Origin of the sequence: Sediminispirochaeta bajacaliforniensis DSM 16054 (assembly GCF_000378205.1) — a bacterium.
Classification (GTDB): Bacteria; Spirochaetota; Spirochaetia; order DSM-16054; family Sediminispirochaetaceae; genus Sediminispirochaeta; species Sediminispirochaeta bajacaliforniensis.
On the sequence record NZ_KB899416.1, the window covers coordinates 116,995 to 131,157 of the forward strand.

Consider the following 14,163-nt stretch of genomic DNA (forward strand, 5'->3'; position numbering starts at 1 on the left):
CTATTACCTCCTGGGTAAAAATCCTATTCGAGATGGCTTTAGGGGTTGAGCGCCTGCCCTACCTCATTCCATTCCGTCAGATATTTTGCATGATCAAAGGTGAGAGACTGCTGTGAGTAAAGATATTCTTCTCCATTCGAAGCGGTGTAATATTGAATATCACTATACTCTCTCTCTTCTTTCATAAGTGTCAATGTGGCAGTCAATTCCGTATCGCTCAAATTAAAGGGGCTCTGCTTGAAAAGCCTTTTGGCAGTTGCCCTGGGATAGAGCTTTGAATCCCTGCGGACCTGATCGGCAATCATCTTTGCACTATCTTTTTCTTCGGTATTAACAAGGATATCGGCATAGGAATCGGACATATACTGCGAGCTGTACAGGTAGGAATCCTTCTTTCCTTCCTTCAGCTTGATGTCCGTCTCCTTGTTTTCTTCGAGAAACGTTAGGAACCGCTCGACGACTGCCTCTTTTGTCTCTCCGTCGGGAAGTACATCTTCAGAGATAAGTGTGGGCAGCTTACTTTTCCGAAAAAGATGCGCCGCTTTTGTCTCTTCTTGTATATCCATAATGATTGATTTAATAAGAGTCTGGCTGGAATCTTCCATGGTTCCTCGTACCTCAATAGTAGAGCGAAACGCCCTTTTTCACAATACCCAAACCGAATGAAAAAGGGAAAGGCCCTGCGGCCTTACCCTTTATTAGTACGTTGTTCTTCGTCTTATGCGGGAAGCAGGCCTTTGCTTGCGAGCTCATCGGCTACGTCTGTAAGACCAAGATTTTCCAGGGTTGCCCTGGTCGGAGCGCCGGTTTTCTTGTCCCAGCCGAACTCTTCGTAGAGCATATCCTTTGCAAGTTCCATATCTTCACGATCCAGCTTGTTGGTTCCCTTGTCGTAGGGTTTCTTGTCCTTGTCTGCATCAAAGACCCATTTGGGGATCAGATCGTGCTCGTTGCGCATGTCCATGGTATTCATCTGACGCATGGTTATCGCACGATGCAAGGTAATGAGCTTGAGGGCCTCTTTATCCAGTTCAGCTTCGCTAATCTCTTTTCCCGTTGCGAGGGTGTAATATTTTGATTCCATTGCCGTGTCCCCCCGGTAACCTTTCTCCTTAAGAGGAGATACGGTCATCGGCCACATCCAGTTACAGAGCGTCAGCGAGTCGTGGAGAAAATTCCGTTTCAGGGACCAGGCGGCAAATACGGCCTTTGGTTTGTTCATCGGGGTATAGTGTCCCGGTTCATCAATAGCTTCTCCGCCACCCCATACTTCGGCTGCGATTTCTTTCTGGATTTCAAGGGGAAGGCCGCTGCCGAGGAAGTTGTTGTGCGAGTGGTTTTGTGCGTCCCTGTTTTTGATCAGGTTGACCAAGGTTCCGACCTGGGCATCCGCCTCGTTGGAATGGTGGTGTGGATACCCGAAGTCCTTGTTCCACAGCCCATATGCTTCTTCGTCCCAGTAGTCGTCCCCGAAACCCCAGCGTTTGGCAAGGAGATAGGCACCGTCGGCCATGTGGGAAAACTCACCCTGTTTCGTTGCAATTCTTCGATAGAAATCGAGGAGGAAGGCCGGATCTCCGGCTTCGAGGAGGTCGAATCGAATGCTGTCATACTCGGCTTTTGGAAGGACCTTTTTCAGGATACCCTTGTTGTAGGCATAGTTAAAGTCTCTTCCAATCTGGAGGTAATTACACCATATTCCGTAGTCGTTGGTAATCTGTGCCCCCAGGGCCCTTGCGATCATGAGGCCTTCTCCGTTCATATCCTGGACGCCCTTTATCATAACGGCTCCGGGAGAGAAAAAGCCGACACAGGTGCTGGAGACGTAGGGAGGATATCCGTACTGCTCCAACTGAGGGATTTTCATCTGGGAATGGCACCTGATGGGACAGCTGGCGCAGCCACCCATACGGACGGTATACTTTTCCGCCACGGCGGTAAGGTCGAGAATACTCTTGAGGGTCCTAAAACCGATCCTGTTGAGATCCTGAGGTGGGTTCGTTCCCGTTTTTACGGGAGGTTCTGCAGCACCCCAGTATTTGTCTTCGGCAGAGGTCCAACGGGTAGCTGGATTGTTGAATTCGGCCCAGGGCTGGGGAAACTTCGGCACAACATGCTGGTTGTTGGCACCGATGACGGTGAGATTTTCTCTCATCAACCGCATCCATGCACCCTTGTCTCCGGCTATCTTTACCGACTGGGTACCACGGACCCCTATGGCTTTGAGCATCTTGGAACCCATCACATCGCCCAAACCACCTCCGTGGTGGCTGGACCCTGTTCTGATGAAGGATATCGGAACAAGATTTTCACCTGCCTGACCGATGACCGCTGACTGGGCCTGATCTCCCAGTTCTCCGGCAATCTCAGCCATGGTGTAGAAACACCCTTTGCCCCACATCATCGATGCATCTTCAATAGAAACTTCGTTGTCATTGATCTTGATCCAAACGGGAGAGGATGCCTTTCCCTCAACAATGACGGCGTCCCATCCTGCATATTTCAATTCCGAAGCGAAGTATCCGCCGAAGTGGCTGTTGATAACGGCATTGTATTTATTCCAGCTGGCAAGGGACGTGATAGTCATTCTTCCGCTGCAAAGAGCCCCTGTTCCCGTAAGGGGACCGGTTGAGAAGATCATTTTATTCTCGGGGTCGTGTGCTTTGGTCCCTTCGGGAACCTCATCCCACATAACCTTATAGCCAATTCCCGATCCGCCGATGTAATCGTAATATTTGGAAGAATCTTCCGCTGATATTTTTCCTGTAGAAAGGTTAACCCGCAGGATTTTTCCTGCCCATCCACCTAATGTAGCCATGTCTCATTGCTCCTTATTTCAATACTCAGATAAAATCGAACTACGCCTGAAGCGCCTTCTCAAAGCCCTGCTTTTTATAGAGCTCTATTGCATCTTCCCAGCTTACAAAGGTGAGTGCGCTGTTTGGACAGCCGGCAACACAGGCCGGGTGGCCGTAGCAAAGAAGACACTTTGTCGATTTGTTTCTCTCCGGATCCACCGTTGCCATGCCAAAGGGGCAGGCGCGTTCACAGGCACCACAACCGATACAGATATCGGTATCTACCACCCTTGCACCGGTATTTTCATCGGTACTGATTGCCTGAACCGGGCAGGCATTGGCACAATAGGGTTCGGCACACTGCTTACAGGTTTCTCCGTTAAGTTTGAAGTTACCCATCTGTCCGTCCCTGTAGGCCCAGGCCATGGTAACTCCGCTTTTTCCGTAGTTGAAATTCCTTCCTATCTTTACTCGAGCAATGTAGGGATGCACTTTCCCGTCATTGGAGACGGTACAGTTTATTTCACACCGCTTACAACCGGTACAGAGTCTGGAGTCGTGGATGATGGCTCCTGAAGCTGTCTCATAGACCCGGATTTCCGGACCGATTTTTTTCTTTCCGGTTGAAAGACGATACACCAGCGCTCCGACGGCAATTCCCGCCACACCGGCACCGCTGATTTTAAGAAATTCCCGTCGCGCTATTTTTCGTTCTAGCAATTTCTCCTTTTCTTCGTTAGATTTTTCTTCTTTTTTTTCGGCCATGTTGTTACTTCTCCCTTATTAAGCTTAACGCGTGTACACATCATCAGATTATCACCTGCGGATTTATTATATGCATTGGGAAATCTGATGTGATGCGGTTCACGATATTAGCTTCTCTCTTTGTTCCCTTTCTTCTGCATCCCGTACCTTTTTCCGCGTTACCGGACTCCGGAACATCTTCCAATAGCAGAAGATATTTTTCGATTCGATGTCGTAAAGATAGGCTTGAGCGTCGACTTCCCGATCGAAGCTCATGAAGATCCCATCTCCCACGACATAGTATCCCTCCGGGCCTTTTTCAACCCTTAGTTTGCCGTCGGTATCTACAGTCTCTCCATCGCTGAATTCTATCATGGCACCTCCCTATTATTGAGTTCATTTCACATAATACATGACTTTAGAAAAATAAAATTTATAATTTCACAATATTTACTTTTTTATCGATTTGTCAAGGATAATCGTTTGCATGGAATGAAGAAAAGCTTACAATTTTTGTTGTCTTTGGTATGATACCCGCCATGAATGAGTTGAGCATCGAAATTGCGCTGGTTGAATGCGCTGCTGCACGGGTGAAGGGGAGAAGAATACGGTCGATCTGTATCGGCTATAATGTAACCATAGTAGAGCTTGACGACGGATCCATGGGTACTTCGGCAATGTTGAAGGAGCCGAAAGCGGGAACTGAGCATCATTTGACGGAAGCAGGAACCTTGATTGGGGCAAAGGCCGACAAGGTGATGTACTGGCTGCTGGAACATCAGGCTTCGGTAAAGCGAAATGTCGCCCTTGCCACCATTAATGCCGCTTCGGCCATGACCAGCTATCCGGAAGAGCAAGGGATAACGGCATCGGATCTTCCCCTTATTCACGAGGGAGATGTGCTTGGAATTGTCGGTTTCATCGCCCCTATGGTGCGGCGGATGGCTCCGAAAGCCGCGGATTTTTTTATTTTTGATAATAGCCTGAATGAGGGGGTATCGCCCCCTGAAAAGCAACCTGAATTGATTCCGAAATGCTCGGTTGTCTGCATCACCGGTACCAGCTTTTTGAATCATACCGTGAGTACCGTTCTTTCCTACTGTCGGAACGCCCGGGAGGTTGTCATTGTAGGACCAAGTACTCCGCTTTTTCCCGAGGTCTTTGCCGATACCCCAGTCACCTTCCTTGCCGGCTCCCGCTGGCCTTCGGACAAACGGGAGCAGTTATTCAGCTTGTCTTCCCAGGCCGCCGGCGTACACCAACTAAGCAGGCTTATGCGGAAGGTAACGATCCCTATTTCCCGCGGTTCATGACCTCCACAAGCTGAGCAACAATTCCCACAGCGATTTCTCCCGGACTGCTTCCTCCGATCGGTATACCGATGGGACTGACCATCCTGTCTATCTTCTCTTCCTCATAGCCTTCCTGCTTGAGCTCCTTCCTCAGTTTTGCCGCTTTTGTTCCGCTTGCGATCAATCCAAGGTACTTCCACTCTTTTTTTAGAAAATAGCGGGCAAGGCGAAAATCCGTGGTATGGTCGCGGCTCACGATGACGATGTAGCTGTGGTCGTCAAGGGACAGAGAATCCTCGATTACCTTTTCATCGAAGGAGGTAATAATGCGTTCCACACCGGGAAAGCGCTCCTCGTTGGCATACTCTTCCATCGAGTCGATCAGGACCGTCCTAAAATCCAACTCGCGGGTCATCGAATAGATGGCTTTGCCGATGTGGCCTGCTCCGCAGATGACAAGCTGCTTCCGTTTCTGAAGCGGTTCGATAAGGTAAGTGACCTTACCGCCGCAGGCCATATTAAGGTCCTTGCCCAGATCCTTTTTATAGTAGCGGACCTCTCCTTCCCGGATTGCCTCCAGGGCCTCTTCCAGGGCGATATGTTCCAAGGCTCCCCCTCCGATGGTCCCGAACGTCAAATGGCGATCCCCCTTGTCCACCACAAGCATTTTTGCTCCCGGGATCTGTGGAACCGAACCTATAACCTCGACGATGGTGACAAAGGCAATAGACTCCTCGCTTTTTGCAAATTCCGCGGCAGTCAATATCAAATTATCCATATCGCTACTCCATATTCTATTCTTTGACTAGGGTTTTAGCATAAACACATGCTTTTTTCCAGATGCAGCCGTGAGTTTTCCCTTTTTCCGTTGCTCATTGACATTCAGGACCGTAAAATATATACCATAGTGGTAAAGCTAACTAGGAGGATACTATGAAGCGTACGCTCGTATTGATCGGATCAATGCTTGTTATTCTTACGTTTGTAACCGCATGCGGAGGGAAGTCCGCCTTCCCCAAGGCTTCGGACAATGTTGCTGTTGCGGAGGATGACTTTGACGCTCACGGTTGGAAGGGAAAGGTCGCTATCACATTTGAGGGCGATAAGATCGTCAAGGTTCAGTACGACGAGTTGAACAAGAAAGGTGATTTAAAGTCTGGAGATAAGGCCTATGCCGCTCAGATGGAACCAGCAGCAGGCGTGACACCGGCGGAGGCCGGCGAACAGCTTGCCGCCAGCCTTGTGAAAACGCAGGACGTCTCCAAGGTCGATACCGTTACCGGTGCTACCGAGATCACCGCGCGTTTTAAGGAACTTGCGGAAAAGGCTCTCTCAAGCCGATAGATTCGTTCCATCTCTCTTACAAAAGCTGCCTGGAAAAGATCGGGCAGCTTTTTTTATAGAAAAGGCCTTTAGCTTTCTTGATTTATATTCGGCGCTAACCATTTCGATGTGCAGGAGAATGAAATCATTCCTTCCCCGTGAGCTTGATGAAAATCTTCCAGTGATAGAGAATAGGCAAAACAGCTTTGGGGGAGAGGTCAGATGAAGATTACCGGATGGAAGCTTGATAGGATTTCCGTGGCATTGAAGACTCCTTTTATCACTTCGCTAAGGAGGCTGGATGCCATCGAGAATATCATTCTGACCATTAATAGTGATACCCCGTTCTCGGGGCAGGGGGGGGCCGCCCCTACAGCGGTGATTACCGGCGATACCTTCGGTTCCATCACCGCCGGTATCGAGCACATCATGACTGCCATCATGGGAATGGAGATCGAAAACATAGAAGGCATCATGCAGCGTATACAGACCTCCATGGTCGGCAACAGCTCGGCAAAAGCGGCTGTCGATATGGCTGTCTATGATCTGTACGGCAAGCTGTACTCCGCTCCGCTCTACCGACTTCTGGGGGGCGCGCGCGACAGCCTTACGACCGACATCACCATCAGCCTGAATGAACCGGAAGAGATGGCGTCGGATAGTGTAAAGGCCGCGGAAGAAGGGTTTTCGGTCCTGAAAATTAAATTGGGCAAAGATGCGGCAAGGGACTTTGAAAGAATAAAAGCGGTAAGGGATGCCGTGGGGCCTTCCGTTTCGCTTCGGATCGATGCAAATCAGGGATGGACGCCGAAGGATGCCGTCGGGGTTGTTGCGAGGATGGAACGGGCTGGGATTAATCCGGAACTCATCGAACAGCCTGTTGCTGCCCGTGATTTTGAGGGCATGTGCTATGTCAGGGAGCGAATCCCCTTTCCCCTTGTTGCAGACGAGAGTCTCTTTTCTCCCAAGGATGCCATCGATCTGGTGAAGATGCATGCGGCAGATGGTTTCAATATCAAGCTGATGAAATCCGGAGGGATCTGTAATGCCATGAAGATTGCCGCCATCGCCGAATCGGCAGGTTTATTTTGCATGGTGGGATCCATGATGGAAAGCCACACAGGCCTTACCGCTGCCGCCCATTTTGCGGCATCCCGTGCCGTTGTTAGCATGGTCGATCTTGATGTGCCTCTTTTATGCGCCGAAAGGAAAGAGCATGGCGGAACGGAGTATACAGGGAGCAGTATTCGTCTACCGGAGGCAGCGGGCCTTGGTCTCGACTGAGAAATACTTCAGAGGCCTTTCAGGAAAAGGCCCTGGACAGTGCCGAGTGTAGGTTTTTCCTGAAGGTTTTTATCTTCTCGGCAGTTGCAGCCCTTCCGAAATGCACCCTGTTTGTCAGCAGTACCACCTTCAGATCGAGGGAAGGGTCCATCCACACGCTGGTCCCCGTGAAGCCCGTGTGTCCGAAGGCTTCGGGACTAAAAAGCGGTCCTGCGAAAGAGTCCCGATCCTGCACCAAAAAACCGAAGGCCCGTTTCGGTGAAAGCCCCTGGGTCTGGTTCCCGGTCATCAGGCGTACACTTTCTTCGGAAAGTATGTGCTTACCGTTGAGCATTCCCCCGCTGGAAAACAGCTCAAGGAGTTTCATAATCCCTTCCGCATTTCCGAACAGGCCGGCGTTGCCTCCCATGCCGCCGAGGCAGAACGCGTTCTCGTCATGTACCTCTCCTTTCAGCCACCTGTCTCGCCAGGGACAGTATTCGGTAGCGGCGATGTTCTCTTTGATTTCCTTATCGTTGCTTCTTAGGGGATTGAATAGAAGGGAATCTATTTCTCCCGGAGTGGTAACCAGTTGACGGAAAAGCTCATCCATGTTTTCCCCCGTTATCTTCTTTACCGCTTCGGCAAGAAGGATATAGCCCGTGCAGCTGTATATGACCTGGGCTCCAGGTTTTACGGTTGGAGTAAGGGAGAAGAGATGCCCGATTGCCTTAGCCCGGTCGATCTCCGCTTCCGTCTCAAAGAGCTTGAATATATCGGGGACGGGGGGAAGCCCCGAGGTGTGAGTGAACAGCTGGCCAAGGGATATACTGGCGGTTTCCCGCCGAAGGGAAGGAAGGAAAGCCCCTATTTCCGTATCCGGAGAAATCTTCTCCTGTTCCATGACGGCAAGGGCCGTTGTGGTAGTTGCCAGGGGTTTTGTGAGCGAGGCAAGGTCGAAGATGGTTTCCGACGTCATCTCTTCTTTGTACGGATACAGCCGTCTGTATCCGGCGGTCTTGGAAAAAACAACCTTTCCGTGCTGCTTTACAAGGAGGACAAAACCGGGAGTCGTCCTGTCGGCAATGGCCTCGTCGAGCATTGTTTCGATGGTCTTTCCGTTATTTTCCTGCATGCTTGAGAACCAACCCAATATGTTCTTCGTTTTGCTGGAGCAGTTTTCGTGCCTCTGGTGCCGAAACCTTGAGCAGCACCGATACGATTGCCACCTTCGGCTTCCTGTCGCACGCCAGGAAGGCCTGTTCTGCCACTTCGCTTGTGCAGCCGCACACCTCTTTTATGAGCCTTATGGACCTGTTTATCAGCTTACTGTTGAGCGGCATCAGGTCGACCATAAAGTTTTTGTACACCTTGCCAAGCCGTATCATTGCCGCCGTGGTGATCATATTCAGAACCAGCTTCTGGGCCGTTCCCGATTTCATTCGGGTAGATCCCGTAATAATTTCCGGGCCCACATCGATAAGGATGCTCCTGTCGGCATATGCAAATGTTCGGGAGTTGCTGTTGCTGCTTATGGCGCAGGTAACGGCTCCCTGTTCCCTTCCCCGCTTCAGGGCTCCTATGACATAGGGGGCATGGCCGCTTGCGGTGATCCCTATCACAATGTCATTGGGGCCGACCCCTTTTTCATCCATGGCGGCCCCGCCTTTCTCTTCGTCATCTTCGGCCCATTCCACAGCCCTTGTCAAGGCATCCTGCCCTCCGGCAATAATCCCCTGAATCATTTCGGGGTCCGTTCCGAAGGTCGGGGGGCACTCCGAAGCATCGAGAACTCCTAACCGGCCAGAGGTCCCTGCCCCTACATAAAAAAGCCGACCACCGCGCCGAAACCCCCTGACAGCATCATCGACGACATCGGCAATGGAGTCGAGGGCCTTTTCGATGACCAGCGGAACCTTTTTGTCGGCTTCGTTTATTATTTTAAGAATCTCTATTGTCGACTTTGTATCGATATCTTGAGAAGCCGGATTTGCCTGCTCTGTTGTGAGGTTTCCCAAATAATCCATGTCCGTTTTATCTCCTGTTCGTTTCACGCCTGTGATATTTTTCCCATCACAACAGGACAAGCGGCACCGGTTGCTGAAGGAATATTGTTTGTTTTTCCATTGATAGTAAAATAGGCCATAAGAGCAAAGGCCGCCGCCTCTTTGTAATCGCTGCTGATGCCTGCCTCTTCTCCCTTAAGTACGGGACACTGCAGATGATTTCTCAGCGATTCCATGATAAGAGGATTATGAGCGCCACCTCCCGTCACTATCACCTTGTCGGGAAGTCGGTCCAGATGCGCCGAATAGGCGTGGACGATGCTGCGGGCGGTAAACTCCTCGGCCGTCCGTATCAGATCTTCGTTGATCGTAAGCTTTTTCAGAAATACGTCAAAAAAAGAGGACCCGAATTCTTCCCGGCCCGTGCTCTTCGGAGGTTTTTTCCCAAAATAGGGGTGGGCCATCCACTCCTGCAGAAGAGTCTCGTCTATGTTCCCTTTTCTGCCGAGGCTTCCATCCCTGTCGTACGACCATGCCCCGTTTGTAAATTCGGTTACCAGTCGGTCGACAACCATGTTCCCCGGCCCGGTATCAAAGGCCACGGGATCGGCAGCCGCATCCCCGAAGAAGGTGACATTTCCGATTCCGCCGATGTTTTGAAAAGCGGTACCCGAACCAAGCCGCTCGACCATGATCCTTTCCAGGAAGGGAACCAGGGGGGCTCCCGTTCCTCCCGCAGCAATGTCGGCCGATCGAAAATCGGATACCGTCGTTATTCCCGTTCTTCTGGCGATAATGGATCCGTCTCCGACCTGCAGACTTCCCCTTGCACTCTTTCCACAGAATTCTGTTTTTTCCGCGATGTGATAGAGTGTCTGTCCGTGAGAGCCAATCACTGCCACATCTTCGCAGCGGAGGCCTTCTTTTTTCATTAACAAAAGGGCAGCTTCAGCAAACAATTCACCCATGATCGAATGGAGAAGGATAAGCTCCCGGAGGGAACACCGCGGATCTTCAAAGAGGGCAAAGATCTTTTTTTTGACCGGATCGGGAAGACCGACATTGATTCCCTTCACATCCTTGATTGCTATTTTTGCACCATTATCATGAAAGCTTATGACGGCTGCATCAATCGAGTCCACAGATGTTCCCGACATGAGCCCGATTGCTTTTGTCCTCTTCATGCTGCAAGTATGCCGCTTTCCGTCATGATTGTCAAAATGTTTTAAAATTTTTTTTCAAATAAAAAAATCTTCAATAAAAATATTTTTTATTGACACTCATATCTGGCCAACCTATAATCATACAATTATATAAGGGGGTAGATTAATGAAAAAAATAGCGTGGTCCTTATTCTTCTGTTTTCTGGCCTTGTCGCTTTTTGCTTCCGGTAAGCAGGAAGCCACGCAAAAGGTGGGACCTTCGGAAAAGGTGCTGGCTGCGGACCAGACGCTGATCATCGGCACAGATGCGGAGCCTGCGGGGATTGATCCTCACAAAAGCACATCGTTTTCTTCTGTCCGAGTTACGAAAAAAATCTATGAAACACTGGTTCAGACCGATGCGAATATGAATATCATTCCGGGTCTGGCCGAATCCTGGGAGATACCGGAGAATACGACCTACATCTTCAACCTGAAACACGGGGTGAGGTTCCATAACGGCCGGGAAATGACGGCCGGGGATGTGAAATATTCCTTTGATCGTATCATGAATCCGGAAAATGCCTGTATTGCAAAATCCTATTTCAAGGCGGTTTCCGATATTACCGTAGTGGACGACTATACGGTGAAGCTTTCCCTTACAGAACCCTATGCACCGCTTTTGTCCTATCTGACGAGTGTGTATACTTCCATTGTTCCAAAGGAAGTGGTTGAGGAAAACGGCGATCTGATGCAGGTTGCCTGCGGTACCGGCCCATTTATGCTTGAGGACTGGGTTCCCGATAACCATATTACGTTCAAAAAAAATGGTGCATATCACATTTCGGGAGAGCCGAAACTCGATAGTGTGGTCCTGATGGTAATGCCCGATGAATCGTCCCGCCTCGCAGCCTTGCGGACGGGTGCCGTTCACCTTACCACGCTTGGCTCCCAGAATATCGAACTGGTTAAGAACAACCCGAATATCGTATTGAAGAGCTATCAGTCGAAGGATTATACCTTTCTCGGTTTCAACATGAATATTGAACCCTTCAGCGATGTCAGGGTTCGGCAGGCGATGTCCTTGGCTGTGGACAGAAGCGAACTGGCGAAGATTGTATTCAATGGTGATGCAGTGACCTCCGGACCGGTTCCCCCTGCTTTCGGGAAATGGGCCCTTGATGTCGATACGAATGATTTTTTTCATCAGGATCTCGATCGGGCAAAAGAACTTCTGAAAGAGGCTGGTTACAAGGATGGTTTTGATGTCGAAATAACCGTTCCCAGTTCTTATCCCGAAGTGGTGAGTACGGCCCAGGTCCTTATCCAGCAGTTCGGAAAGATCGACATCAGAGCGACGATACGCCAGCTCGAGATCGGACAGTATGTCGATGCCTGGAAAAAGACGGACCATCAGGTTATGGCCGGAAAGAACGGTTCGGGGACGGACCCCGATCGTGCGCTCTCCTTCTTTTTCAATACCGAAGGAAGTGCAAATGTCTGGGGGTTTTCCGATAAGGCTTTCGATGATCTGACAAACCGGGCAAAGGTGACGACCGACACCGACGAACGGGTGGTGCTTTACCTTGACGCCCAAAAGCGGCTCTTTGAGCTTTCTCCCAATCTCTTTTTCAATGCACCAATGAAATATTACTTCGTCCGGAGTAATGTGGAAGGGTTCAACCCGAATGCTTTCAATGCGGAGGATCTCAGAGAGGTAGTCATCTACGAATAAAAAGGGTAGGGGGTGCGATGCTTCGCGCCCCTTGCTTTGAAGGTTCAGTCAGGATGCGTTCATATATACTAAGACGATTATTACTCTTCATACCTGTGCTCATAGGTATTTCGATTGCCGTTTTTCTTCTCATGCACCTGATTCCGGGAAATGCCGTGGACAGCCTTCTTGGGGTGGAGGCCACGGATGAATTACGCGCCCAGCTGACAAAGCAGTTTGGGTTGGATCTTCCCTGGTACCGCCAGTATGCAAACTGGATAACGGGTGTGATTCAGGGTGATTTTGGAAATTCAATCAGGACCGGAAAACCGATACTTCCGGAGATATTAAAGCGATTCAGGGTTACCTTTGAGCTGTCGCTTATCGCTTCCCTTATTTCATGGATCATCGCCATTCCGCTGGGTATCCTTGCCGCTGTTAAGCGGAATACCCTTCTGGATGGTGTTGCAAGGGTTGTCGCCCTGTTCTGGGTCTCCATTCCCAATTTTGCCCTTGCGACCCTGCTGTTGCTTTTTCTTTCCCTGAAGATGAATTATTACCCGGCCCTGAAGTATGCATCGTTTTTTAGTAATCCCATGGAAAACCTGCAGATCATATTTTTTCCTGCCCTGGTTCTTGGAGCCATCATGGCTGGATCGGTCATGCGAATGACCAGGTCCTCGGTTCTGGAGGTGCTCAGGCAGGATTTTATCAGGACGATACGGGCCAAGGGGGCGAAAGAACGGGTTGTCATTTTCAAGCATGCCTTGAAAAACTCATTTTCGCCAATCATAACCATTGTGGGTATGCAGATGGGGTATCTTCTCGGCGGAACCGTCGTAACGGAACAGATTTTCTCCTTGCCGGGGCTTGGACTTTTTATTTTGACGGGTATCAATCAACGCGACTATCCTGTCGTGCAGGGCAGCATTTTGTTTTTCGCCTTGATTTTCGGCGTCATAAATCTTCTGGTAGATCTGATATATGCCGGAGTAGATCCAAGAATCCAGTATAAATAGATTTTTCTTGATAAGGATGTGCCAATGGGGCTTCTGAAAGAACTCCTACACGACAAGATAGGAAGAATAGGATTGATTGGGGTGCTTATCGTGTTGCTCACGGCACTCTTTGCGCCTCTCATTGCCCCCCACGACCCTGTCGAAATGTTTCCTCAGCTCAGAGAGGCTCCGGGAAAATTGTTTATCATGGGGACGGATAATTTTGGACGTGATGTTTTTTCCAGAATTGTGTACGGGGCGAGGGTATCGATTATGGTAGGCCTGATTTCCGTGGGAATCGGCGCGTCGCTGGGGATTGTTCTCGGCCTTGCCGCCGGTTATTTTTCGGGATGGCTGGATAATATCATCATGCGTCTTATGGATATTTTGTTTGCCTTTCCCTCGATTCTGCTGGCCCTGTCGATCGTTTCCGTGCTCGGACCCGATCTGAAAAATACCATCATTGCAATAGGCATCGTCAGGATACCCATTTTTACCAGAACCGTGCGGGCGGAGGTTCTGTCGGTGAAATCCCAGGAATATATTACCAGCGCGCGATCGATAGGCATCAAGGATTCCATGATAATAATCCGGCACATCATGCCCAATATTATGTCGCCGTTTCTTGTTCAGGCAACGCTTTCTCTTTCGAGCGCGATCCTTGTCGAAGCCTCCCTCAGTTTTCTTGGCCTTGGCATTCAGCCTCCCAATCCGTCATGGGGTTCCATGCTCAACGAAAGCAGAAAGATCATGGAGCTTGCGCCCTGGACCGCTCTGTATCCTGCCATTGCCATCATCCTTACCATTTTGTCTTTTAATCTGCTGGGTGACAGCCTGAGGGACATCCTTGATCCCAAGCTTCGGAATATCGAGTGAGATTGCC

General features: G+C 50.0%; 14 protein-coding genes. 6 read left to right on the forward strand and 8 right to left on the reverse strand.

Annotated features, from left to right (window positions below; translation table 11 throughout):
* Window positions 1-38: 38 nt before the first annotated feature.
* From F459_RS0111820 to F459_RS0111835, 4 genes are all read right to left on the reverse strand, one after another.
* The gene (locus F459_RS0111820; protein WP_020612933.1) at window positions 39-605 is read right to left on the reverse strand and encodes a hypothetical protein; all 567 of its coding nucleotides are present in this window, start codon (window positions 603-605) and stop codon (window positions 39-41) included.
* 113 nt (window positions 606-718) lie between these two features.
* Complete coding sequence (locus tag F459_RS0111825; protein WP_020612934.1) at window positions 719-2,818, reverse strand: aldehyde ferredoxin oxidoreductase; 2,100 nt, start codon at window positions 2,816-2,818, stop codon at window positions 719-721.
* A gap of 40 nt (window positions 2,819-2,858) precedes the next feature.
* Complete coding sequence (locus F459_RS0111830) at window positions 2,859-3,563, reverse strand: ferredoxin-like protein (RefSeq protein WP_020612935.1); 705 nt, start codon at window positions 3,561-3,563, stop codon at window positions 2,859-2,861.
* Window positions 3,564-3,662: 99 nt separating this feature from the next.
* Entirely contained in the window at window positions 3,663-3,917 is a 255-nt protein-coding gene (locus tag F459_RS0111835; RefSeq protein WP_020612936.1) for a hypothetical protein, read from the reverse strand.
* A gap of 164 nt (window positions 3,918-4,081) precedes the next feature.
* Between F459_RS0111835 and F459_RS0111840 the strand changes: the two genes are divergently transcribed.
* The gene (locus F459_RS0111840) at window positions 4,082-4,855 is read left to right on the forward strand and encodes a DUF364 domain-containing protein (RefSeq protein WP_245540161.1); all 774 of its coding nucleotides are present in this window, start codon (window positions 4,082-4,084) and stop codon (window positions 4,853-4,855) included.
* Here the strand turns inward: F459_RS0111840 and F459_RS0111845 are convergent.
* Window positions 4,836-5,612, reverse strand: a complete 777-nt coding sequence (locus tag F459_RS0111845; protein WP_020612938.1) for an XdhC family protein — start codon at window positions 5,610-5,612, stop codon at window positions 4,836-4,838. The genes F459_RS0111840 and F459_RS0111845 overlap by 20 nt on opposite strands.
* 155 nt (window positions 5,613-5,767) lie before the next feature.
* On the opposite strand from F459_RS0111845, the gene F459_RS0111850 reads away from it, so the two are divergent.
* The gene (locus F459_RS0111850; RefSeq protein WP_020612939.1) at window positions 5,768-6,178 is read left to right on the forward strand and encodes an FMN-binding protein; all 411 of its coding nucleotides are present in this window, start codon (window positions 5,768-5,770) and stop codon (window positions 6,176-6,178) included.
* Window positions 6,179-6,379: 201 nt separating this feature from the next.
* Window positions 6,380-7,441, forward strand: a complete 1,062-nt coding sequence (locus F459_RS0111860; protein WP_020612941.1) for a dipeptide epimerase — start codon at window positions 6,380-6,382, stop codon at window positions 7,439-7,441.
* A 19-nt stretch (window positions 7,442-7,460) separates the two neighbouring features.
* Here F459_RS0111860 and F459_RS0111865 read toward each other — a convergent pair whose 3' ends face one another.
* The 3 genes from F459_RS0111865 to F459_RS0111875 are packed head-to-tail and all read right to left on the reverse strand — an operon-like array spanning window position 7,461 to window position 10,610.
* Window positions 7,461-8,555, reverse strand: coding sequence for a serine hydrolase domain-containing protein (locus F459_RS0111865; RefSeq protein ID WP_020612942.1), 1,095 nt, complete (start codon window positions 8,553-8,555; stop codon window positions 7,461-7,463).
* Window positions 8,542-9,447: an N-acetylmuramic acid 6-phosphate etherase gene (gene murQ, locus F459_RS0111870; RefSeq protein WP_020612943.1), complete on the reverse strand. Its 906-nt coding sequence runs from the start codon at window positions 9,445-9,447 to the stop codon at window positions 8,542-8,544. Before murQ ends, F459_RS0111865 begins: the two co-directional genes overlap by 14 nt.
* A 23-nt stretch (window positions 9,448-9,470) precedes the next feature.
* Complete coding sequence (locus tag F459_RS0111875; protein ID WP_020612944.1) at window positions 9,471-10,610, reverse strand: anhydro-N-acetylmuramic acid kinase; 1,140 nt, start codon at window positions 10,608-10,610, stop codon at window positions 9,471-9,473.
* A 145-nt stretch (window positions 10,611-10,755) separates the two neighbouring features.
* Between F459_RS0111875 and F459_RS0111880 the strand changes: the two genes are divergently transcribed.
* From F459_RS0111880 to F459_RS0111890, 3 genes are read left to right on the forward strand one after another with little or no spacing between them, the layout of a single operon-like run.
* Window positions 10,756-12,303, forward strand: a complete 1,548-nt coding sequence (locus tag F459_RS0111880; protein WP_020612945.1) for an ABC transporter substrate-binding protein — start codon at window positions 10,756-10,758, stop codon at window positions 12,301-12,303.
* Between the two features lie 53 nt (window positions 12,304-12,356).
* Window positions 12,357-13,301 (forward strand): ABC transporter permease, encoded by a 945-nt coding sequence (locus F459_RS0111885; protein ID WP_026295011.1) that lies wholly within the window; start codon window positions 12,357-12,359, stop codon window positions 13,299-13,301.
* A gap of 24 nt (window positions 13,302-13,325) precedes the next feature.
* Window positions 13,326-14,156: an ABC transporter permease gene (locus F459_RS0111890; protein WP_020612947.1), complete on the forward strand. Its 831-nt coding sequence runs from the start codon at window positions 13,326-13,328 to the stop codon at window positions 14,154-14,156.
* Window positions 14,157-14,163 lie beyond the last annotated feature (7 nt).

Coding starts and splice junctions, on each gene's coding strand:
- F459_RS0111820 (WP_020612933.1), bottom strand. CDS start 605: ATGGAAGATTCCAGCCAGACTCTTATTAAATCAATCATTATGGATATA.
- F459_RS0111825 (WP_020612934.1), bottom strand. CDS start 2,818: ATGGCTACATTAGGTGGATGGGCAGGAAAAATCCTGCGGGTTAACCTT.
- F459_RS0111830 (WP_020612935.1), bottom strand. CDS start 3,563: ATGGCCGAAAAAAAAGAAGAAAAATCTAACGAAGAAAAGGAGAAATTG.
- F459_RS0111835 (WP_020612936.1), bottom strand. CDS start 3,917: ATGATAGAATTCAGCGATGGAGAGACTGTAGATACCGACGGCAAACTA.
- F459_RS0111840 (WP_245540161.1), top strand. CDS start 4,082: ATGAATGAGTTGAGCATCGAAATTGCGCTGGTTGAATGCGCTGCTGCA.
- F459_RS0111845 (WP_020612938.1), bottom strand. CDS start 5,612: ATGGATAATTTGATATTGACTGCCGCGGAATTTGCAAAAAGCGAGGAG.
- F459_RS0111850 (WP_020612939.1), top strand. CDS start 5,768: ATGAAGCGTACGCTCGTATTGATCGGATCAATGCTTGTTATTCTTACG.
- F459_RS0111860 (WP_020612941.1), top strand. CDS start 6,380: ATGAAGATTACCGGATGGAAGCTTGATAGGATTTCCGTGGCATTGAAG.
- F459_RS0111865 (WP_020612942.1), bottom strand. CDS start 8,555: ATGCAGGAAAATAACGGAAAGACCATCGAAACAATGCTCGACGAGGCC.
- murQ (WP_020612943.1), bottom strand. CDS start 9,447: ATGGATTATTTGGGAAACCTCACAACAGAGCAGGCAAATCCGGCTTCT.
- F459_RS0111875 (WP_020612944.1), bottom strand. CDS start 10,610: ATGAAGAGGACAAAAGCAATCGGGCTCATGTCGGGAACATCTGTGGAC.
- F459_RS0111880 (WP_020612945.1), top strand. CDS start 10,756: ATGAAAAAAATAGCGTGGTCCTTATTCTTCTGTTTTCTGGCCTTGTCG.
- F459_RS0111885 (WP_026295011.1), top strand. CDS start 12,357: ATGCGTTCATATATACTAAGACGATTATTACTCTTCATACCTGTGCTC.
- F459_RS0111890 (WP_020612947.1), top strand. CDS start 13,326: ATGGGGCTTCTGAAAGAACTCCTACACGACAAGATAGGAAGAATAGGA.